Below are 17091 nucleotides of genomic sequence, written 5' to 3' on the forward strand. Positions count from 1 at the left end.
AATGAAAAAGATATTGTTTGTTCACTATGGGCCATTTGTCCTCGCTAGGGGTGGCGGAAGTAAATGTGATCGCCAAATAATGGAGATTATTGCAAAAGATGGACATAAATGTATTGTGGTAATTCCAAATTTCGGGGATGATAGAGATGAGGCATTTGCAGCAAGTAAATGTAATGAAGAGAAAGGGCAGGCATCTTACGATTTGATTCGGGTTAGCAACGGTTGTGAAAAACAGGGTCGATTGTTCCGCGCTGAGTGTGTTAAACAAATTCAGACTTGGCGACCTGATACCATTGTTGTTTCAGGAACGGATCATGGACATATAATTTTAAAGACTGTGCTAAGTTTCCAAATTCCGATCATCTATATGCCTAGATGTACTTGGGATCTATGTTGGGGGGAACGTTTACCATATAGTCATATTGGTAGTGTTAGTTTAGTAAGGCGATGTTTCAAAGTATACGTTCATAGCGATTATATGCGAAACTATTTAAAAAATTGGTTTACTGTTAATGCAATAAAACTTAATGTTCCTTTGCCATACGCCGATCAACTTCTAAAATTGCCAATTAGGGCTAAAAGGTGCTCTACTCTTGTGTGTGGGATGGTAAATCCAAGCCTCATAAAAGGAGTCGATATTTTATTAGAATTGGCCCGATCTTTACCAAATGTGCTATTTAAAGTCGTTCCTGGTTGGGCTACAACCACCACTGACCTAAACAAAATTGCATTCTTGCATAACATTGAGTTAGCCGAGTCCTTTGCTAATCCATGTGATTTCTTTGAGGATATAGATATACTATTAGTTCCTTCTCTTTGGGATGAAGCATTTGGATGTATTGCAGTTGAATCTATGCTTGCTGGTCGGCCCGTATTGGCGAGTTCGGTTGGTGGTTTGGTTGAAGCAAAATGCGGCTCTCGATTTCTTTTCGAAGTAAATGAAATATTTCATTATGAACGAGCCTTAGACGAAAGAGGCATTCCGATACCGATTGTTCCTAAACAAGACGTTGAGCCCTGGACAAAAGCCATTACCCTTTTAGCATCTGACGAGCATCAATATTTAGAAATTGCTGAAGAATCAAAACTTCTTGCTCGGCAATATCACAATTCATGCACCCTAGAAAATATTCAGAATATTATAAAGATTTAGGCTTTAAAGTCCTGTTTGTATAGCTTAAAAGATTGATAGAACATGAACCTCAAGTATGTCTCTGAAACGACAGGTGCAATTTTGTTTAATCAGGAGGATTTAGACATATTTGCAAGTATAAGCGGTGATGAAAACCCGATACATCTAGACATCGAATCGGCCAAAAAGTTGGGCTTTCATGATACAATAGTACCAGGTGGACTTGTAAGTCTTATTATAATGCAGTGGGTTTCAAGAATAAGCAACGTTGCATTTGAAGTTGTTGAAGTCGAGTTCTTACACCCTATTTTCCCTTGCCTATGGTATACTGTTGAATGGTTGCCGCAAAAGAAGCAAGTTACTGTTCGATCTCAAAGAGAAATTTGCCTATTCCTCAATACACATATTTCTTCCACAACTCAAATGGCGGATAATAATCATACTTATCGAAATATAAAATTTCCGCCAAATATAATAAGTCAACTGACACCCTTTCTTATTCAAACGCCATCTGCGGGTCTTACGGTATGGCTAGAGATGATATGTCTGATAAGTTACCTTTCGGGAATGATTTATCCTGGTAAAAGCAGCATATTGCGAGATTTTAGACTACATATAAAGGCCTTAACATCAACTAAGCAATTAAAAATTAGTCTATTTGATAATAATGGAATCGGAGCCTATCAAAAGGTAGCCTTCGTTTCTCTATGTGATAGTAATATAATCGCCTCTGGCCACTACAAAGCAATATCAGCACCGGTACGACGTCATGTACTTTATGAAAACTATCCCTTTCTTAATAAGCAGTTGAATGGAGAATTTATAGTTTTAGGAGCCAGTCGAGGCTTAGGAGCTAGCTTAACCATAATTGCCGCAAAGTCAGGTGCAACAACAATTGGGTTTTATAAAACCAGCTCAAAGTCCGCAGATATGATACGGCATGTCGGTAGAGTAAACAAGCTAAATATCACTATGAGGCAAGTAGATTGCTCAAATCAAGAAAGTCTAGAAACCGAGATATATCTACTCAAAGAGCAATTTTCAAGAACGACAAACATAGTCTTAACAGCATTTCCTGAATTTTCATTATTAGATGATAGCCTTGAGTCGGAAGAGCAGGCAATAAAAATGTCACTCGCGCCACTTAAGGCACTTCACAATATTTATGAAGAATGGCGCGGTAACATCATTTACGTCTCAACAGCATTGATCAATTCAAACTCTTCTTGGAATATTCGATATACGAATTTAAAGTTGCGCTGCGAAAATATTCTAATGGACTACCTAAGCAATTTGCCAAATGCAGGGTTGGTAATTTTGAGATTGCCAATTTATTCCTCAGATAGAACAGCGTTTATCGGTGGTATTATGAATTTGCCGGACGTCACACGCGCCGCAATGGTCGTTCTCGAAACAATTTGCACAACCAAAATCGGATGTAAATGTGTAATAAAAATCGATAAGTTTTAAATATAAGCTACTTTTTTAATGACATTTGGGAGAATTGGAAATTTTGAATTGCTAGTCGACATTAATTAGTTAATACGAATGGAAGATTTTTTAGAAGATACCCATTTATTGATGACGTTTTATGAGCCATCTAATCCATCAGGCATTTTTATCTATTCTATTAGGGATCGTACAATGTTACAATTATTTACTAGATCGGTGCGGGGGATTTCTATAGTGCGGGACAAGTGGGTGGTTTGCGAAGTAGCACGAAAAAATGATGTATTTTATCCAAAAGTGCATTTTTTTGAGGAAAGGCGTCACACTGTAAAGATATTTGAAGAAATAAATGGTCCGCACGATATTTTGGTCACCGGGGATCAAGTATTGTTGGTTGGTACTCGAAATAACTCTGTATTCAAGATAGATAGTTTGGGTAATTTTGAAGTATTTTGGGCACCTTCGGGAGATCCCGATTCCTGGCATCTTAATTGTCTATATTCGTCAGGCGAAAATTTATATGTCTCAGCATTTACTACTTCCTCGCATTTTAGAGGGTGGGAGAATAGTTGTGTTGGTACAGGAGTCGTATATTCAATTTTGGAAGAGCGTCCAGTTATTACTAATTTACATTGCCCGCACTCGCCCCTGTTAACTGCAAATAACACTTGGTTGATTTGCAATTCAGGCGACGGGACTTTGATGGAAATATCCAAAGATGGTATAGTTCTAAGATCATTGTTTCTAGATGGATGGACAAGAGGATTGCAGGTATCTAAAACTTTGGTTTACATCGGAGTCACGCCCACAAGAGAGTTTAACAAATATATGAATGCTAGACTAATTGTCGTATCTCTGGATAGTTGGGAAGTTGTTCACGAAGTTGAATTGCCCGGTACAGATCTTTACCAACTGCAATTATTGGATTTAAACACTTTCTTAGAACTAACGGGTCTTTTTGTCGAAACATTTGGAAAATATGAGAATTGTAATTCTAAAATGTGAGGCACTTGGTGACGTGTTGAGAACCACGCCGTTAGCCACAAGTTTATTCCAGCAATATCCTAACTGTGAGATAATTTGGATTGCGAGGGGTGACTCTGTGTTACTATTAGAGCATAACATCTCAATTAAAAGTGTTTATTCCATAGATCTATATCCTGACGCAATACTTTCGGAGAAATACGATTGGGTTATCTCGCTAGAGGAGGACACAATTACCGCCAGCCTCGCTACCAAACTAGATACCAAAAAATTCTCGGGTGTTTACATCGATTTGAATGGTCAGCTAAACTACACGACGGATATGACTGATTGGTTTTCAATGAGTTTGGTTGCTCTTTTCAAGGGTCACTCGTTGGAAGAAATAAATTTGATCAAGCGGGCTAATAAAAGGTCGTATCTGGAGATCTTATATGAATGCTTAGCTGTATCTTATCCTATATATCGACCTGTTTTTAACGTCGGAGCCTTTGAAAAATCCGCTATTGAAAGAAGGTTGGAAAGCTGTTTTAGCAACACGACCGTTCCAGTTATATGCATATTTATGGGTGGAAGTAATAAATGGGCAAGAAAGCCGTTCACTCCGGAACAGGTGTTAACGCTGGTTGACTATATTAAACAAAGAATTCTATGTAATATTATAGTTTTAGGTGGTATTAATGAAGAGGTGATGTTATTGGACATACAAGCGAAAATGTCCAGTGAATCATGTTGTTTGGGTGCTAGCTCGATCTCTGAGCTAGCCACGATTATATCTATATCTGATTTGTTGATAACAACAGACAGCTTGCCATTGCATTTGGCCAATACCCAGGCTAAACCATTTATAGCTTTGTTTGGTCCGACTTCTAGTAGCGAGATAGATTGCTATGATAGAGGCATAAAAATTGAAACCCTTTTGAAGTGTAAATGTTGCTATTTACGGCAGTGCATTGAATGTTTGGACTGTAGAGATAATTTTAATCTAGATTCAGTGGTTACTTCTGCGGTTTCACTATTGGAGAACTTTGGGAGTACTACCAAATTCGGTGATTACAATGGGTAATAAAACTTCTGTTTTTACAACATTTGGTGGCGGGTTTGGCGATTGTTGGGCGACCGCTAGTTTCTTTGCAACGGAGGGAAAGACCAAAGAAGTTTTTTTAGAGACGGTCGATCCTCGCATATTAAAGATTATCGCTCAATTTGATACATCCATACCGCAAATTATCTATACTCGGCAGCCTGCGGATGTCGCCATAATGTCACCTAGCGATTCAACGTATTTCTTTTCTCAACGGGGCTATCAACCTAAATTTATTGTTCCATGGAGAACGATGTTTGCTCGGCCGTATCTTCCCACCAGGGTTACGTGGCGGCAGCAACAATGTAGAAAGAGAATCGTTTATCACCTATCTCCAAGTACATTTGGTCCGACATCTTGTCAACCCGGCGAGGCCGAATTGCTTGTGGAAAAGTTGACCTACCTAAAGTTTGAAGCTATTCGTCTAGGTGATCATATGTCCTTAGAAGAGAATATTAAAATTGCAGCATCAAGCGACTTCTTCATCGGAATTGATAGTGGAGTCTCTCATCTATGTCATAGTGTTGGAATTCCCATAGTGCTCATCAGAAATAGGCTAACTTCCAATTATCTAAAAGTAACACATGCGAAAAAAGCTTATGTAGAAGTTGAATCAATACCTTGCTTTTTGAATAATTTTCATAAGATACTCGGCCAGATTGAAACTTATACCGAATTACAGATGCCATGCCGATGATTTTGTCCCCCATACTTTCGTTGGCTGAAATCGATATTTATCTTACTAGATTTTCAGAAATAAAGAGTAGTAATCTCGTAGATTTTCATAAACTACTATCAGAAGATGAACTACTGAGGCTAGATCTGATTAAAAGCAAAGAAGCAAAATATGCGTATATCGCTTCGAGAGGTTTGCTACGAAAAATCATATGTTGCAATTTCCAACTAGATAATAATTCTCTTGATTTTTCTTATTCAAGTGATGGAAAACCTCGGTTTAGCTGTTTAACATCACCAAGCGCGGAATCCAAAAAATTTAATCTTTCTCACTCAGGGGATTACTTTATTCTTGCTATTGGCGAGGTCGAACTTGGGATCGACATACAATTTACTGGTGGCAATATCTTATTTTACAGAATGTTACACAATATTTTGGATAAACAAGAAATGTCAGAATTCTCTAAATTGCCTCTTCACGACCAGAATAAAGCCTTTTACAGAATTTGGTCACGCAAGGAATCAGTGCTTAAATATCTTGGTAAGGGATTGAGCTACCCGATGCCAAAAATTATGGCATCACTTTCCCCAAATATCGAAGTGGACTTATTTTTGATCAATTCAGGCAGCACTGGACGAGCAATCACCAGGGATCTAGATTTTCAACTTAAAAATTATGTCAGTGCTATCACATGGTATGTTGGTTAAGTATTAGTTGTTTTGTAATATTCGAAAGTACCGATCATTAATCTTTTATGATACACCTGTTCAGACATATTTATTGTGGCCTTTATATCTATCACATCTGTGTTTTTGCGTATTTTAAACTGTCTGAACTCAATATTGAATTGACTTTTGTGTTCTCATGAATGGCGGCAATTTAGAAAATAGATCTTTGGTATCTTTTCAAGAAAAAAAGGAAGTGATGATGCAGGAGCCTATATTACTATGGCTAACTGGGTTGTCAGGTTCTGGCAAAAGTACATTGGCTTATGGTTTAGAACATTATCTGTTTCACGAGGGATTCAAGACAGTTGTATTGGACGGTGACAATTTGAGAAATGGATTGTGTAGTGATTTAGGATTTACGCCGGATGATCGGAAAGAGAATATTAGGCGCCTAGGTGAAGTTGCTAGCCTTATGTTGAACGCTGGTCTTATTGTAATTTGTGCAACTATTTCACCCTACGGGGATGATAGACTTGCGGTCCAAGCTGTAGTTGGCAGTGATCGATTTTTTTTAGTATATGTTTATTGCGATTTACTAGTCTGTGAAAAGCGAGATGTCAAAGGACTCTATAAAAAGGCAAGAAATGGCAGTATACAACATTTCAGAGGAATAACAGCGCCATATGAGCCCCCCAAACAGTTTGATATCCAAGTAGATACAGGAATTGAAACAGGAGAAGAGTCATTGGCAAAAATCATTCAAGCGTTTGAGATGCGGATTCGCTATAAATATTAATTTGCTTAGGCCTTCAATTGCTCTGTTTGTAGGCACAAATAAAAAGTGATCAAGGATCAAGAATACTGTTTTAGGATTGGAAACTATTTTATTTTGGCCAATTTGGTGGAGATTTCTATAAACCATACGCGGACGTTTGAATTCAAAAACCTATGAATTAACTTTACCTTGGCAAAGAATTGATTATATTGATAATCAGTAAGTTAATTTTATCGCGCTTTTCAGGGTTTTTCCGATTGCGGAAATCATGGAGCAAGAATAGAGAAAAGATTAAAGTGTTGGCGGTCAGATTCTTATAGATGCCGTTCGAATCCCTCTCTCTCTGCAAATGATGTCTGATCAAAAAAGCCCCGTTTAAACGGGGCTTTTTTGATTTTTAGGCTTCACCAAGACAACTAAAAATTCCCATAACCGCTTCTAGTTGATTTCGTTTCTTACAAAGCCCATTTTCCGGATTGCTCATCGGCAGCATGGGTAGTTGCCAAATCCTCCATTTGCTGCTATCTTGTTCTTTTGAAAACGCAAATGGCCTACTACATCACCCTCTTCTCTCCCGACACCTACCAGACATTCACCGAAACCGAGCGATCGATTTCCGGATTTCTTGAGTCGCAAAAAACGCAGGCAAATGCCATCAAAAAAGGTGATAAGCTCATTGCTTATGTGACCAAATTGTCTCGCTGGGTTGGCATCCTGGAAGTTACGGGCGACTACTTCATCAGCAACACGCCGGTTTATAGCTCAGAGGACATTTATACACTGCGGTTCCCGGTTAAAGAAATCGTATGGCTCTCGCTCGATCAGGCGCTTCCGGTAGATGATGAGGAATGTTGGACCAGCCTTTCTTTTACCAAAAACTTACCCAAAAAGAGCACTGCATGGACCAATATGGTGCGGGGAAACTTACGCCGTTTTGAAGAGGAGGATGGGAATTGGATCGAATCCTATTTAAAAAGACAACTATCAACTCCCAAAGCGTTTTCCGCTCAGTGAAAGTGATAATCGGAAGCTGGTCACGTTGACCGTCAAAACGCAGGAAAGTAAGGAAGTCGAAGTGTCGGTACCGACGAAGGAAGAGCAGGAATTTTCTCCGAAGTCTGAAAAGATGATGTTCGCGAGTCGATCCGGGTTCAGGCAATGCTATCCAGAATTGGCGAAAGAATGAAGTTGAAAATCTGGCTGCCGAAAAGCGACAGGCAAAGAGTCCTGGCGGTTTGGAAACCAGAAACCGACTCACTCCTTACCACGCTGCCATTGAATTATGATACCATCACGCTTCGAACCATTGAAAAATATGATGTTCTCTGGATCAAAGGCCGGTCGATCGTCCGTGCTTTTGAAGTGGAACATACGACTTCAATTTACTCCGGCATCCTCCGAATGGCCGATCTGATGGCCTTGCAGCCCAATCTCGACATCAAAGCCCACATCGTAGCCCCAGCCGAGCGGCGCGAAAAGGTGCTGCAAGAAATCTCCCGGCCTGTTTTCGCGCTTTTAGAGAAAGGGCCTTTGAAAGAGTCTTGTACTTTTATTTCCTATGAGGCGGTTACAGAACTGTATTTGGAGAAAAGGCTTGAATATATGAATGATAAGGTGCTGGATGAGTATCAGGAGCGGGCGGAATAGCGTCGTAAAAAGTTTGAGTATTAATCAACAACCTGAATCGCATCCCTTAGCTCTTCTCCTAAACTAGATAGATTTAAAGTAGGCAAGATCAGAGCTGGCATTCCTGATAAAACAGTAAGGCTTGATATGTAGGCTCTTAGGTAGGGGAATACAATCGCAGGAGCATTCAAAATAAAGTAACCATCGATGTATTCTTGTAGATTGGCATCTTCTGGATATTTGAAGATTGATGTTGTCTCTAAGTTTATATTAAACTTATGGCCTTCGTCTAAGATATTAACACCAAGGTTTAGTTGGAACTGACTTAACTCTTTTAAAACCAACCCTTTGGGAGTAAACTTAATGGTGATTTTGTGCTTGCCAGGTTCATTAAAAACAATGTGACTTTCGTTTACCACGAAATTTACAAACTGAATTTTTGCCTCAACATTTTCTTCTTTCACGCTGCAAGTGAGAAGTTAAATTCTAACGAATAGCCCGATGTATTTCTCTCAACGACTGAAAGATCGTATTGAACCGTCGTATCATACGAAAGAGAAAGGTATTCTAAAACTTCATCCGCAGATGGCCCTTTTTGGTCCAAGGCGTCCACGGCAGCCCATTTCTGGTCAAATTCGTCTTGAGACATATTGTCCAGAAGTTCTTTCAGTTTTTTTGCCATTTCTGATTTCATATTGCTAAACTACTTCTTTCAGGATAGACTATACTGAAAGGATGCAAAATTACATCCTTCCGTTCTATAACGCAAATATGTACTCTTTGGTTTATAACCATGAATTCCCCTCTGCGCTCAGTAAAATGTATTTTTAGAGGATCGTTATTATCACCGATGCGAATCGATTTATATTCAAAAAGGCCTTCATTTTTTAAGAATTCGAGAATACTAGATAGTATCAATCGATTACCTGTTCTGAACTTACCACTTCTCTTTAAGACTTCGATGATCTCCTTTAATTCCAACTGATGCGCAACATTACCATGCAGATCGAAACACCTATTGCTCAAATCTACTTCGCAGCGCCCGACAACATAACCTTTTCCTCTCCTTGTGTAAGAATTTTCTCCCCACGCAATCGCCCATTTCATATTAGTGTCCCAAAAGTAAAATCCATATCCAAGCCATGCGTCACTTCTTGTGCACTTGAATGGCCCTTCTGTTTCTATCTCGTCAAGGTTGTCCTTATCTTCTAATGTCTGGTAGGCAGTTACAATCATTCTTACGAGAATTGAGCAGTTAAAAAGTTGAAGCCAGTAGTTCTCATTACATGATTGTGAGGAATGATAACGTACTTCCAGGGTTTTTTTCCATGTATTAATGCGTACTCAGTGGCATAGCCGCAATATTTTTCAGCAGCTTGTCGCTTGGCCAGAACATCCCTGTCTTCAAGTTGTGAGGACATTTTGGTTTCTAACAGAAAAATATGATCAGCTGTCTCAACTACGAAATCGGGTTCATATTTTTTAGAGTTGTTATCCCAATATATTCTGAACTGGTTAGGCGCCGGACGCAGCCACTTCAATACATCTTTGTCATTTTCAAGTACATAAGCAAGATCCTGCTCGGTTTTCGAATCAAATTTGTACTCTAAATGACCCGCCTTTTCAAACCCGCGATACACGAACTTGGGAATGAGATTAATCGGTTTGATGATTTCACGGTAATCCCTGGTGCCTGCATTAATTAAAGCTGAGAAATTCCACGACTCAATTTTGGTAAATGAGAGCACATTAGGCGCAATGTAATCTGGCTGAGAAACAGTGTAATTCTGTTTCATTTGCTTGTAAATCTTCTCCGCGATGGCTCGTTTAAATTGGAAAACGACATTGTTGATTTTATTGACTTCGGTCAAATTTGCCTTTAATGCCTCGTAAGCTTCCGCAGCTAGTTTACGCAACAACTCAGAATTTTCGTCGTAGTCAATATCTGAATAGTTGAGCAATTCGGATATGATAAGCTCAATTGGGTCACCGTAGTGCCCACTTGATTGAGCAGCTACAACGTCTACCAAATTGTCTTTCAATCCCATGCGGATAATCTCTTGATCCAAAGCTTGATAGGTAAACTCTTTCGTATCAAGTCCAAAGTCTGCGAATGATATTTCAGCATCACTTTGGGTAAGTACCATTCTGGGAATTTCAATAATATTATTTTGATATTCCGTTACCATCGCATTATAGGTGGTTTCGGCCTCCGCAAAGATTTGAGCGGCAAAAATATTCGTCTGACCTTGATTAAGGTTCTCATGAATCTTACGAAGTACTCTTTGCTTGACCTCTTCATTATTTAGATCAGCGACTTTGGCTACTCCGGGAATAGAATTGAAGTCGGGAAGAACATTGATAATGGCTCGCTTTGCATCTAGATTGTTCTGCAAAGCCTGCTTTCGATGCAGATCGGTCAGTTGATTTACCTTAGCCTGCTCTAATTCAAACCGAACTTCTGTTACAGGTTTAGAAGAGACCACCTCCGTTTTTGTCAGAAGGTCTTCTTCTGGTATCTCGACAAAGTTTACTTTGTTTAATATCGAATTTGGATTCTTGGCAGCGCTAATAATGGCATCGAAATTTTCGTGCGCAATAACAGTAAGTTTATCTAACTTCTCTACGCCTGTACGCTTTCCCTCAAATGGCAGTCGTAATCCTCTTCCTATGGTTTGCTCTACCAAAATATCGGCATTTGCCGCACGTAGCGGTACAATCGTGTACAAATTGGTTACGTCCCATCCTTCTTTCAGCATGTTAACGTGGATCACAATTTCAATCTCGTTATCAGGGCTTTCCAGTGTTAAAAATTGCTCTTCAATACCTCCGTCTTTTTTCGTTGTTGAATCTATCTGTAAAACCTTGCCTGTATACTTTCCATCAAAAAAATCATCAGAATTTAGCAATTCGAATATTTCTCTTGCATGAGTAGTGTCCTTACAAACTACTAATATGAAAGGTTTAACACTTTTGACGCCCTCGTTTAAGGAATAAGCTTCCAGTTCAGTTTTGGTATCTTGATGAACGCTAATCGCATCTTCAAGCTTTATAATTTCCAACTGTTTTTCATCAATGCCTTTATGATCGAAGTTCTTACGTCTGGCTATGGACGGATTCTTGACATATTTTCCATCTGTCAGCGCCTGCGCAAGTGAGTATTCATAAACCACATTTTTAAACGGCTTTCCCTTTTCATCAATCGGAGTGGCTGTTAGTTCAAGACCTAAGACTGGTTTGAGTTCATTAATTGCTTTCGCCGAAGAATCGGCATGGTATCGATGTGCCTCGTCCATCAGGATCACAAGATTATCTAACCCTGACAGATATGACCAGTAGGATTGCCCCAAGTACTCGGAAAGCCTTTTTATTCTTGGAGCAAGACTTTCGCCACCTTTGTTATTTCCTCTGGTTTCTGAATTGAACTTCGAGATGTTAAAAATATTAATCCTGATCTCCTGATCTCCAAATAATGCGCCTTGTTGCGCATAATTATCACCCGTAATAATCACGGGCTTATTGTGCACAAATTCAGATATTCCGGCAAACACATATTTATGAAAAGCCGGATTTCCAAAGTCTTCAATCAGTTTATTGTAAATCGTGAGATTCGGAGCCAATACAAAAAAGTTGCGAATACCTTTCTGCAGATAGAGATATGCGATGAATGCACCCATCAATCTGGTTTTACCTACACCAGTAGCTATGGAGAAGGCAAGTGAGGGGAACTCTCGTTCAAAATCCGTACAAGTTGGATAAAGTGCTTTAACTTTTTGAAGTTCGCTGGGCAGACTTACATCTTTTTGTAATTCAAGTTCGTCGGCCAGCGAGGCCAGGATATCTAATGACTGTTGCAACGGCTCACGGAGGGAAAGCCGTTGTTTTAAATACGTGGAGGTACTATTCATTTTGTAATAACTTAATCAAATAATGTTGTTTGGTCGGATTTGCCTTTCTCTTTTTTCGGTTGTGGAACATCAACCAAGAAATCCTCCTCGTTTTGTAACTCACATTTTTTATCGTCGGAGGGGGTATCTATTATGTTCAGACGATAGTCATCCTTTCCGAATTCACATTTACCAAGCAGCATTTGAGGGATTTTTTTGAGAGAAATATTGGGATACCTATACATGCATTCCGGCTGGAAAGATTTGCAACATATTAGCAGATTCTCGTCTCCCTGCATTTCTTGTTTAATCTGATCTAGTGCCTCAATAGTGATAAATTGCGTTGTAGTAAAAATAAAATCTTGCTCACTACTTGTTCCCTGTTTCCAATAAACAGTTTCATTAGGACTGAAACGGAATCCCTCATGCTTAGCCATAGCAGCAGCCAGCATATTGACGTTATATTCTTTACTAATAACCCACTGATCAAATTTATCTTTGTTTAAGAGGGTGGGAGCAAGTGAATAAAACTTGAAACCACCACCGCCTTTCCATTCAACATTTTCACTGATGCCACCTTGTTCTCCATCTACGACAAGTTTTAACCTTGGATAACATAGAGTTTTGGCATGTTCCCCAAATTCAATTCCGATCCACTTTCTTTTCATTTTATGAGCAACCGCGAGAGTGGTCCCTGTCCCCAAAAAACTATCCAAAACTAGATCTCCTTCGTTGCTAGCAATATGCAGTATCCTTTCAATAAGTCTTTCAGGCTTAGGAGTATCAAACGCCTTCTCCTTTCCAAATAACTGATGAATTTCCTTCTTTGCCTCATCTGTATGTCCAACCTCTTCATTTGGCCACCAAGTCCACGGGGCAAATCCTTCAACTTCTGACAGGTATCGGATTAGATTAGGCTGTGCATCACCTTTTTTACCGAAGTATATTCGATCCTCTGTTAGTAATCTCTTATATGTATCTTCACTTACGCCCCAGCACCTGCCTTGTGGAGGGCGATGTATTTTCCCGGAAGGAGTCACAATCTCGTAGTACTGCGAAGCAGTCGCATGACCCTCCTGGGCTGTCAGAGGAATAGGTCTCCAAGGGCCTCTTGGGTCGTTATTAGGATTACGATAAACAGCCGTCTGTTTTCCAGTGGGAATAATTTTATTCCGCATTTCTTTAAAAACTTGGGGGTTTTTAGAATAAACGAGAATGTACTCATGTACATCACCAATAGCTTCTCTATTCTCTCTTGAATATCTCTTTTGCCAAACATTACAAGCTATGAAGTTTTTCCGTCCACAAATTTCATCCATCAAAATGCGCAAATACGGCATTTCTTTATCGTCGATCGAAACCCACATCGAACCATGATCCTTGTGGAGCAAAGCCCATAGAAGTCTAATCCTCGGAGCAATTAGGTTTAGCCAAGTGGAATGCTCCAAATTATCGTCGTAATGCTCAAAGGCGGCTCCAACGTTGTACGGCGGATCAATATAAATGCATTTTACCTTTCCGGTATAATCCTGCTCCAAGGCCTTCAAAGCCAGCAAATTATCACCATGGATCAGCATATTTCCAATATCCGGGTCACCATAGCTATATTCAGGATTCTCTATAAGTATGCGTGGTTCAAGCTTTGGCTCTTCGCCTTTTCCTATCCAGGTAAGTTCTAATTTTTGTAAGGGTAATTTGGCCATGCTTATATCATTGTCCATTTAATGGTAAATAGCTCTTTTATTTCCGTCTTTTGTTTCAAACGCCTTTCTACGTCCGTGAGCAGGTCATCCTTTTTGTTGTCAATATCATCTTGCGCCTCGTAAAGAATCATACGCTTTTCACTTCGTTTTTTTTCAAGATCCTTGATCTGTCGTTGCGCCTTTACTTTTTGCTCTAAATCGATCATTTTTCTAGCCTCAGCTTTGCGAAGTTTTATTTCTGCATCCAAATCATCAATCTCGCGTGTGAGACTTATTTTCATATCCTCGGCCCATTGATCCAGCTTATCCATTTCGGTATCAAAAAACTTTCTGTTTCTGGATAAATTATCCTCAAAGACCTTTCCCAATTCCAACTTTTCGATGTCAAGCAAGCTATTTTGGAATTCTGCTGAGATATCGAGCGGAATATTATTTTCTATTGCCTTTACCGAGAAAAATCGATGCGATAGTTTACTATCAATAACCTCTTTACTTTCAGTTTGATTGGCAATAATGATCCAATCCTCATTTTCAAAAGACGAAATGGTAAACACAGATACCTTCATCCATCCCGATTGGCCTTTATATTTTTCCAACAGGGTAATTTGCGTTGGCGTATTTTCATAGTCAAACGTTAGTTCGTTGATTGGCGTTTCGGCTTCCTTTATAGATTCAAGAATGCGCCTAGCCAATGGATGTCCAGCTCTATAAATGTTTGTATCATCCGGAATGAAAATGTCAGATTTCTTTTGACCTTCTTTTGGTTTCAAAACCATATAAGGTCCTGGATGTATCCTTTCCTCGGCAAATGGATTGCGTTTTAATGTGAAAGAATAATCTGTGTGACTAAATTCTGCGAAATCTTTTAGAAAATATTGTGAAGTCCACCAGAGTCTTTCTTCGTAGCGATTTAGATATTTCTTGCTTCTCGTAAGATTCATCCTCAACTTTTCCCTAACTTCTTCATCGAAGTTTTCCAGCAGAGATTTTCTTGAGTCATCTATGCGTTGAGAAATGCTGGTTTTTAGCTCTTCTTGCAATGCATTGAAGGCCCTTTGAATGCTATCAGAGTCTCGGCATGTATTATATATGGCGGCTATGCGTTTTTCGAAATCGACTCCACTGCCAATAGCACCCAACACTTCATCGCTCGCTCCAAATACGCCGTCGAAAAGCTGGAATTTTTGATCTAAAAGTTCGTAAACTCGTTGATCTGCTTCGTTTCTTTTGTTCAGGAAGTTTATGACCACTACATCATGTTTCTGTCCATATCGATGGCAGCGACCAATTCTCTGTTCAATGCGTTGCGGATTCCAAGGTAGGTCATAGTTGACCACCAGTGAGCAAAATTGCAAGTTAATTCCCTCAGCAGCTGCTTCCGTCGCTATCATCAATGTCGCCGTTTCCCTGAAATACTCAACCAAGGCGGCTCTTTTATCAGCAGTCGGGGAGCCCGTTATGCGGTCTGTTCCTTTATGTCTTTTAAGCCAAGCTGTATAGATGTCCGCTGATTTAGTGTCATTGTTTGAGCCATTGAATAAGACGATTTTATCTGAATAGCCATTTTTTTCTAAAAATTTAAAAAGGAAATCTTGTGTACGCCGAGATTCTGTAAATAACAATGCTTTTTCATTTGCACCATTTTGCTGCATCCTCATGAGGCCCAATTTGAGAGCTGTCAGCAATTTATCAGCTTTGGTATTTCGCTTAATAGACTCAGCCAATTGCCGAAATCTTCGCAGGTCCTCTAATTCTGCTGATATTTTTTGCCTTTCGTCCTCATTGATAGTATTTGGATCCTGATTTTCATTCTCGACTGAATCATCATCAGTCCACTCATCTTCTGTTTCGTCAAATACCTCGTAATCACTGGACACACTTTCATTTAAAGTGCTGTCATTCAGCTTCCCTTCCAGTCTTTGAACCAAAGAATCCAATGTCCCATGTATAGCGTGGGAAGATGAGGCAAGTAGCTTTCGCAAAAGGAGCGTCATTAATTGTCTTTGTCCAACCGGTAGTGCGTACAGCTTTTCCCTTTGAAGATATTCTGATACCACCTGATAAAGATGATGCTCCTCCTGGGTTGGATAGAATGGCTCAACAATAGCATTTCGTTTCGTATAACTTATATACTCAACAACCTGCCTACGCAATGTGCGTTTGCAAATGGGTTGAAGTCTTTCTCGAAGCTCTATAAAATTGTTCTCATCGGTCATTCTCGAAAATTGACTCTTGAAGCTTTTTAAATCTCCAAAGGTGTATTCATCAATGATGCTGACAAGCCCATACAATTCAAGTATTGAGTTCTGTAATGGCGTTGCCGTCAATAAAATTTTTTTACTTTTTTCCAGGGCAGATTTTATTGTGTTACCAATCTTGTTGGATGGCTTGTAGACATTTCTGAGCCTATGAGCTTCATCAATGATGACAAGATCCCAGTTTGTTCGAGATAGATACTCTGCTTTATTTCTGGCAAAATGGTAGGAACAGATAACTATTCCCTCTTCGCGATTGAAAGGGTTTGGGTTTCCATCTTTGATATCCTGATTGAATGATTTTGCTTCTAAAATCACAGAAGGCAAGTAGAACTTATCCAGCAATTCTTGATTCCACTGCTTTCTAAGGCTTGTCGGCGCAATAATAAGCAACCTCTTTTTTCTTTCAGCCCAGAGCTGAGAGAGGATAATTCCGGCTTCGATGGTTTTACCCAGTCCCACTTCATCTGCGAGTACAGCCCCTTTTGAAAGAGGTGACTTAAAGGCGAATAGAGCCGCCTCAACTTGATGAGGGTTCAGGTCTACTTGAGCGTTCTGTAGAGAAGCGGTAAATTTATTGATATCATCCGATGGCTTTCTGTTTGTAAGTTCGTAGGCGTAATATTTTGCATGATACCTGGTAATATCCATTTTAATCTAGATTGTATTGATTCGCACCATACGAACTTACCAAAATATCTAGAATTGATCTAGTCCTTATTTTGTAATGCCATTTCCCGGTTGAGTGCCAGAAGGACTAGCCAAGCATTGCGGCACTCTGGATGCAGGTTGTCTTCAATTACGTCATTACTTCAAACACCTTCACTTACCGTTAGTTTATCCGTTCACCACCCA

Annotated in this window: 14 protein-coding genes and 1 pseudogene; 9 read left to right on the top strand and 6 right to left on the bottom strand. The window is 39.5% G+C overall.

Annotation, left to right across the window (positions count from 1 at the left end):
* The first annotated feature begins 1 nt into the window (after position 1).
* From FHS68_RS07300 to FHS68_RS07340, 9 genes and pseudogenes are all read left to right on the top strand, one after another.
* Positions 2-1153, top strand: a complete 1152-nt coding sequence (locus FHS68_RS07300) for a glycosyltransferase family 4 protein (protein WP_167268535.1) — start codon at positions 2-4, stop codon at positions 1151-1153.
* Between the two features lie 42 nt (positions 1154-1195).
* Complete coding sequence (locus tag FHS68_RS07305) at positions 1196-2602, top strand: MaoC/PaaZ C-terminal domain-containing protein (protein WP_167268536.1); 1407 nt, start codon at positions 1196-1198, stop codon at positions 2600-2602.
* Positions 2603-2680: 78 nt separating this feature from the next.
* Positions 2681-3586 carry a DUF4915 domain-containing protein gene (locus FHS68_RS07310; protein ID WP_167268538.1) on the top strand — a complete coding sequence of 302 codons (906 nt, stop codon included), beginning with the start codon at positions 2681-2683 and terminating at the stop codon, positions 3584-3586.
* Complete coding sequence (locus FHS68_RS07315) at positions 3561-4628, top strand: glycosyltransferase family 9 protein (RefSeq protein ID WP_167268540.1); 1068 nt, start codon at positions 3561-3563, stop codon at positions 4626-4628. Before FHS68_RS07310 ends, FHS68_RS07315 begins: the two co-directional genes overlap by 26 nt.
* Entirely contained in the window at positions 4621-5343 is a 723-nt protein-coding gene (locus FHS68_RS07320) for a glycosyltransferase family 9 protein (protein ID WP_167268542.1), read from the top strand. The genes FHS68_RS07315 and FHS68_RS07320 overlap by 8 nt, the downstream gene beginning before the upstream one ends.
* Positions 5334-6029 (top strand): 4'-phosphopantetheinyl transferase family protein, encoded by a 696-nt coding sequence (locus FHS68_RS07325; RefSeq protein ID WP_167268544.1) that lies wholly within the window; start codon positions 5334-5336, stop codon positions 6027-6029. Before FHS68_RS07320 ends, FHS68_RS07325 begins: the two co-directional genes overlap by 10 nt.
* Before the next feature lie 157 nt (positions 6030-6186).
* Positions 6187-6786, top strand: a complete 600-nt coding sequence (gene cysC / locus FHS68_RS07330; RefSeq protein WP_167268547.1) for an adenylyl-sulfate kinase — start codon at positions 6187-6189, stop codon at positions 6784-6786.
* A 525-nt stretch (positions 6787-7311) separates the two neighbouring features.
* Complete coding sequence (locus FHS68_RS07335; RefSeq protein WP_167268549.1) at positions 7312-7779, top strand: EVE domain-containing protein; 468 nt, start codon at positions 7312-7314, stop codon at positions 7777-7779.
* A 126-nt stretch (positions 7780-7905) separates the two neighbouring features.
* A pseudogene (locus FHS68_RS07340) lies at positions 7906-8412 on the top strand (type II restriction enzyme NmeDI-related protein); the annotation flags it as partial.
* A 20-nt stretch (positions 8413-8432) separates the two neighbouring features.
* On the opposite strand, the gene FHS68_RS07345 reads toward FHS68_RS07340, so the two are convergent.
* From FHS68_RS07345 to FHS68_RS07370, 6 genes are read right to left on the bottom strand one after another with little or no spacing between them, the layout of a single operon-like run.
* Entirely contained in the window at positions 8433-8855 is a 423-nt protein-coding gene (locus FHS68_RS07345; protein WP_167268553.1) for a protein-export chaperone SecB, read from the bottom strand.
* Complete coding sequence (locus tag FHS68_RS07350) at positions 8852-9040, bottom strand: hypothetical protein (protein WP_167268555.1); 189 nt, start codon at positions 9038-9040, stop codon at positions 8852-8854. The genes FHS68_RS07345 and FHS68_RS07350 overlap by 4 nt, the downstream gene beginning before the upstream one ends.
* A gap of 41 nt (positions 9041-9081) precedes the next feature.
* The gene (locus FHS68_RS07355; protein ID WP_167268557.1) at positions 9082-9627 is read right to left on the bottom strand and encodes a hypothetical protein; all 546 of its coding nucleotides are present in this window, start codon (positions 9625-9627) and stop codon (positions 9082-9084) included.
* Between the two features lie 2 nt (positions 9628-9629).
* Entirely contained in the window at positions 9630-12299 is a 2670-nt protein-coding gene (locus FHS68_RS07360; protein WP_167268559.1) for a DEAD/DEAH box helicase, read from the bottom strand.
* 11 nt (positions 12300-12310) lie between these two features.
* Positions 12311-13981: a site-specific DNA-methyltransferase gene (locus FHS68_RS07365; RefSeq protein WP_167268562.1), complete on the bottom strand. Its 1671-nt coding sequence runs from the start codon at positions 13979-13981 to the stop codon at positions 12311-12313.
* 2 nt (positions 13982-13983) lie between these two features.
* Positions 13984-16887 (bottom strand): SNF2-related protein, encoded by a 2904-nt coding sequence (locus tag FHS68_RS07370; protein ID WP_167268564.1) that lies wholly within the window; start codon positions 16885-16887, stop codon positions 13984-13986.
* Between the last annotated feature and the right edge of the window lie 204 nt (positions 16888-17091).

It is taken from the genome of Dyadobacter arcticus, from assembly GCF_011762185.1.
Taxonomy (GTDB): domain Bacteria; phylum Bacteroidota; class Bacteroidia; order Cytophagales; family Spirosomataceae; genus Dyadobacter; species Dyadobacter arcticus.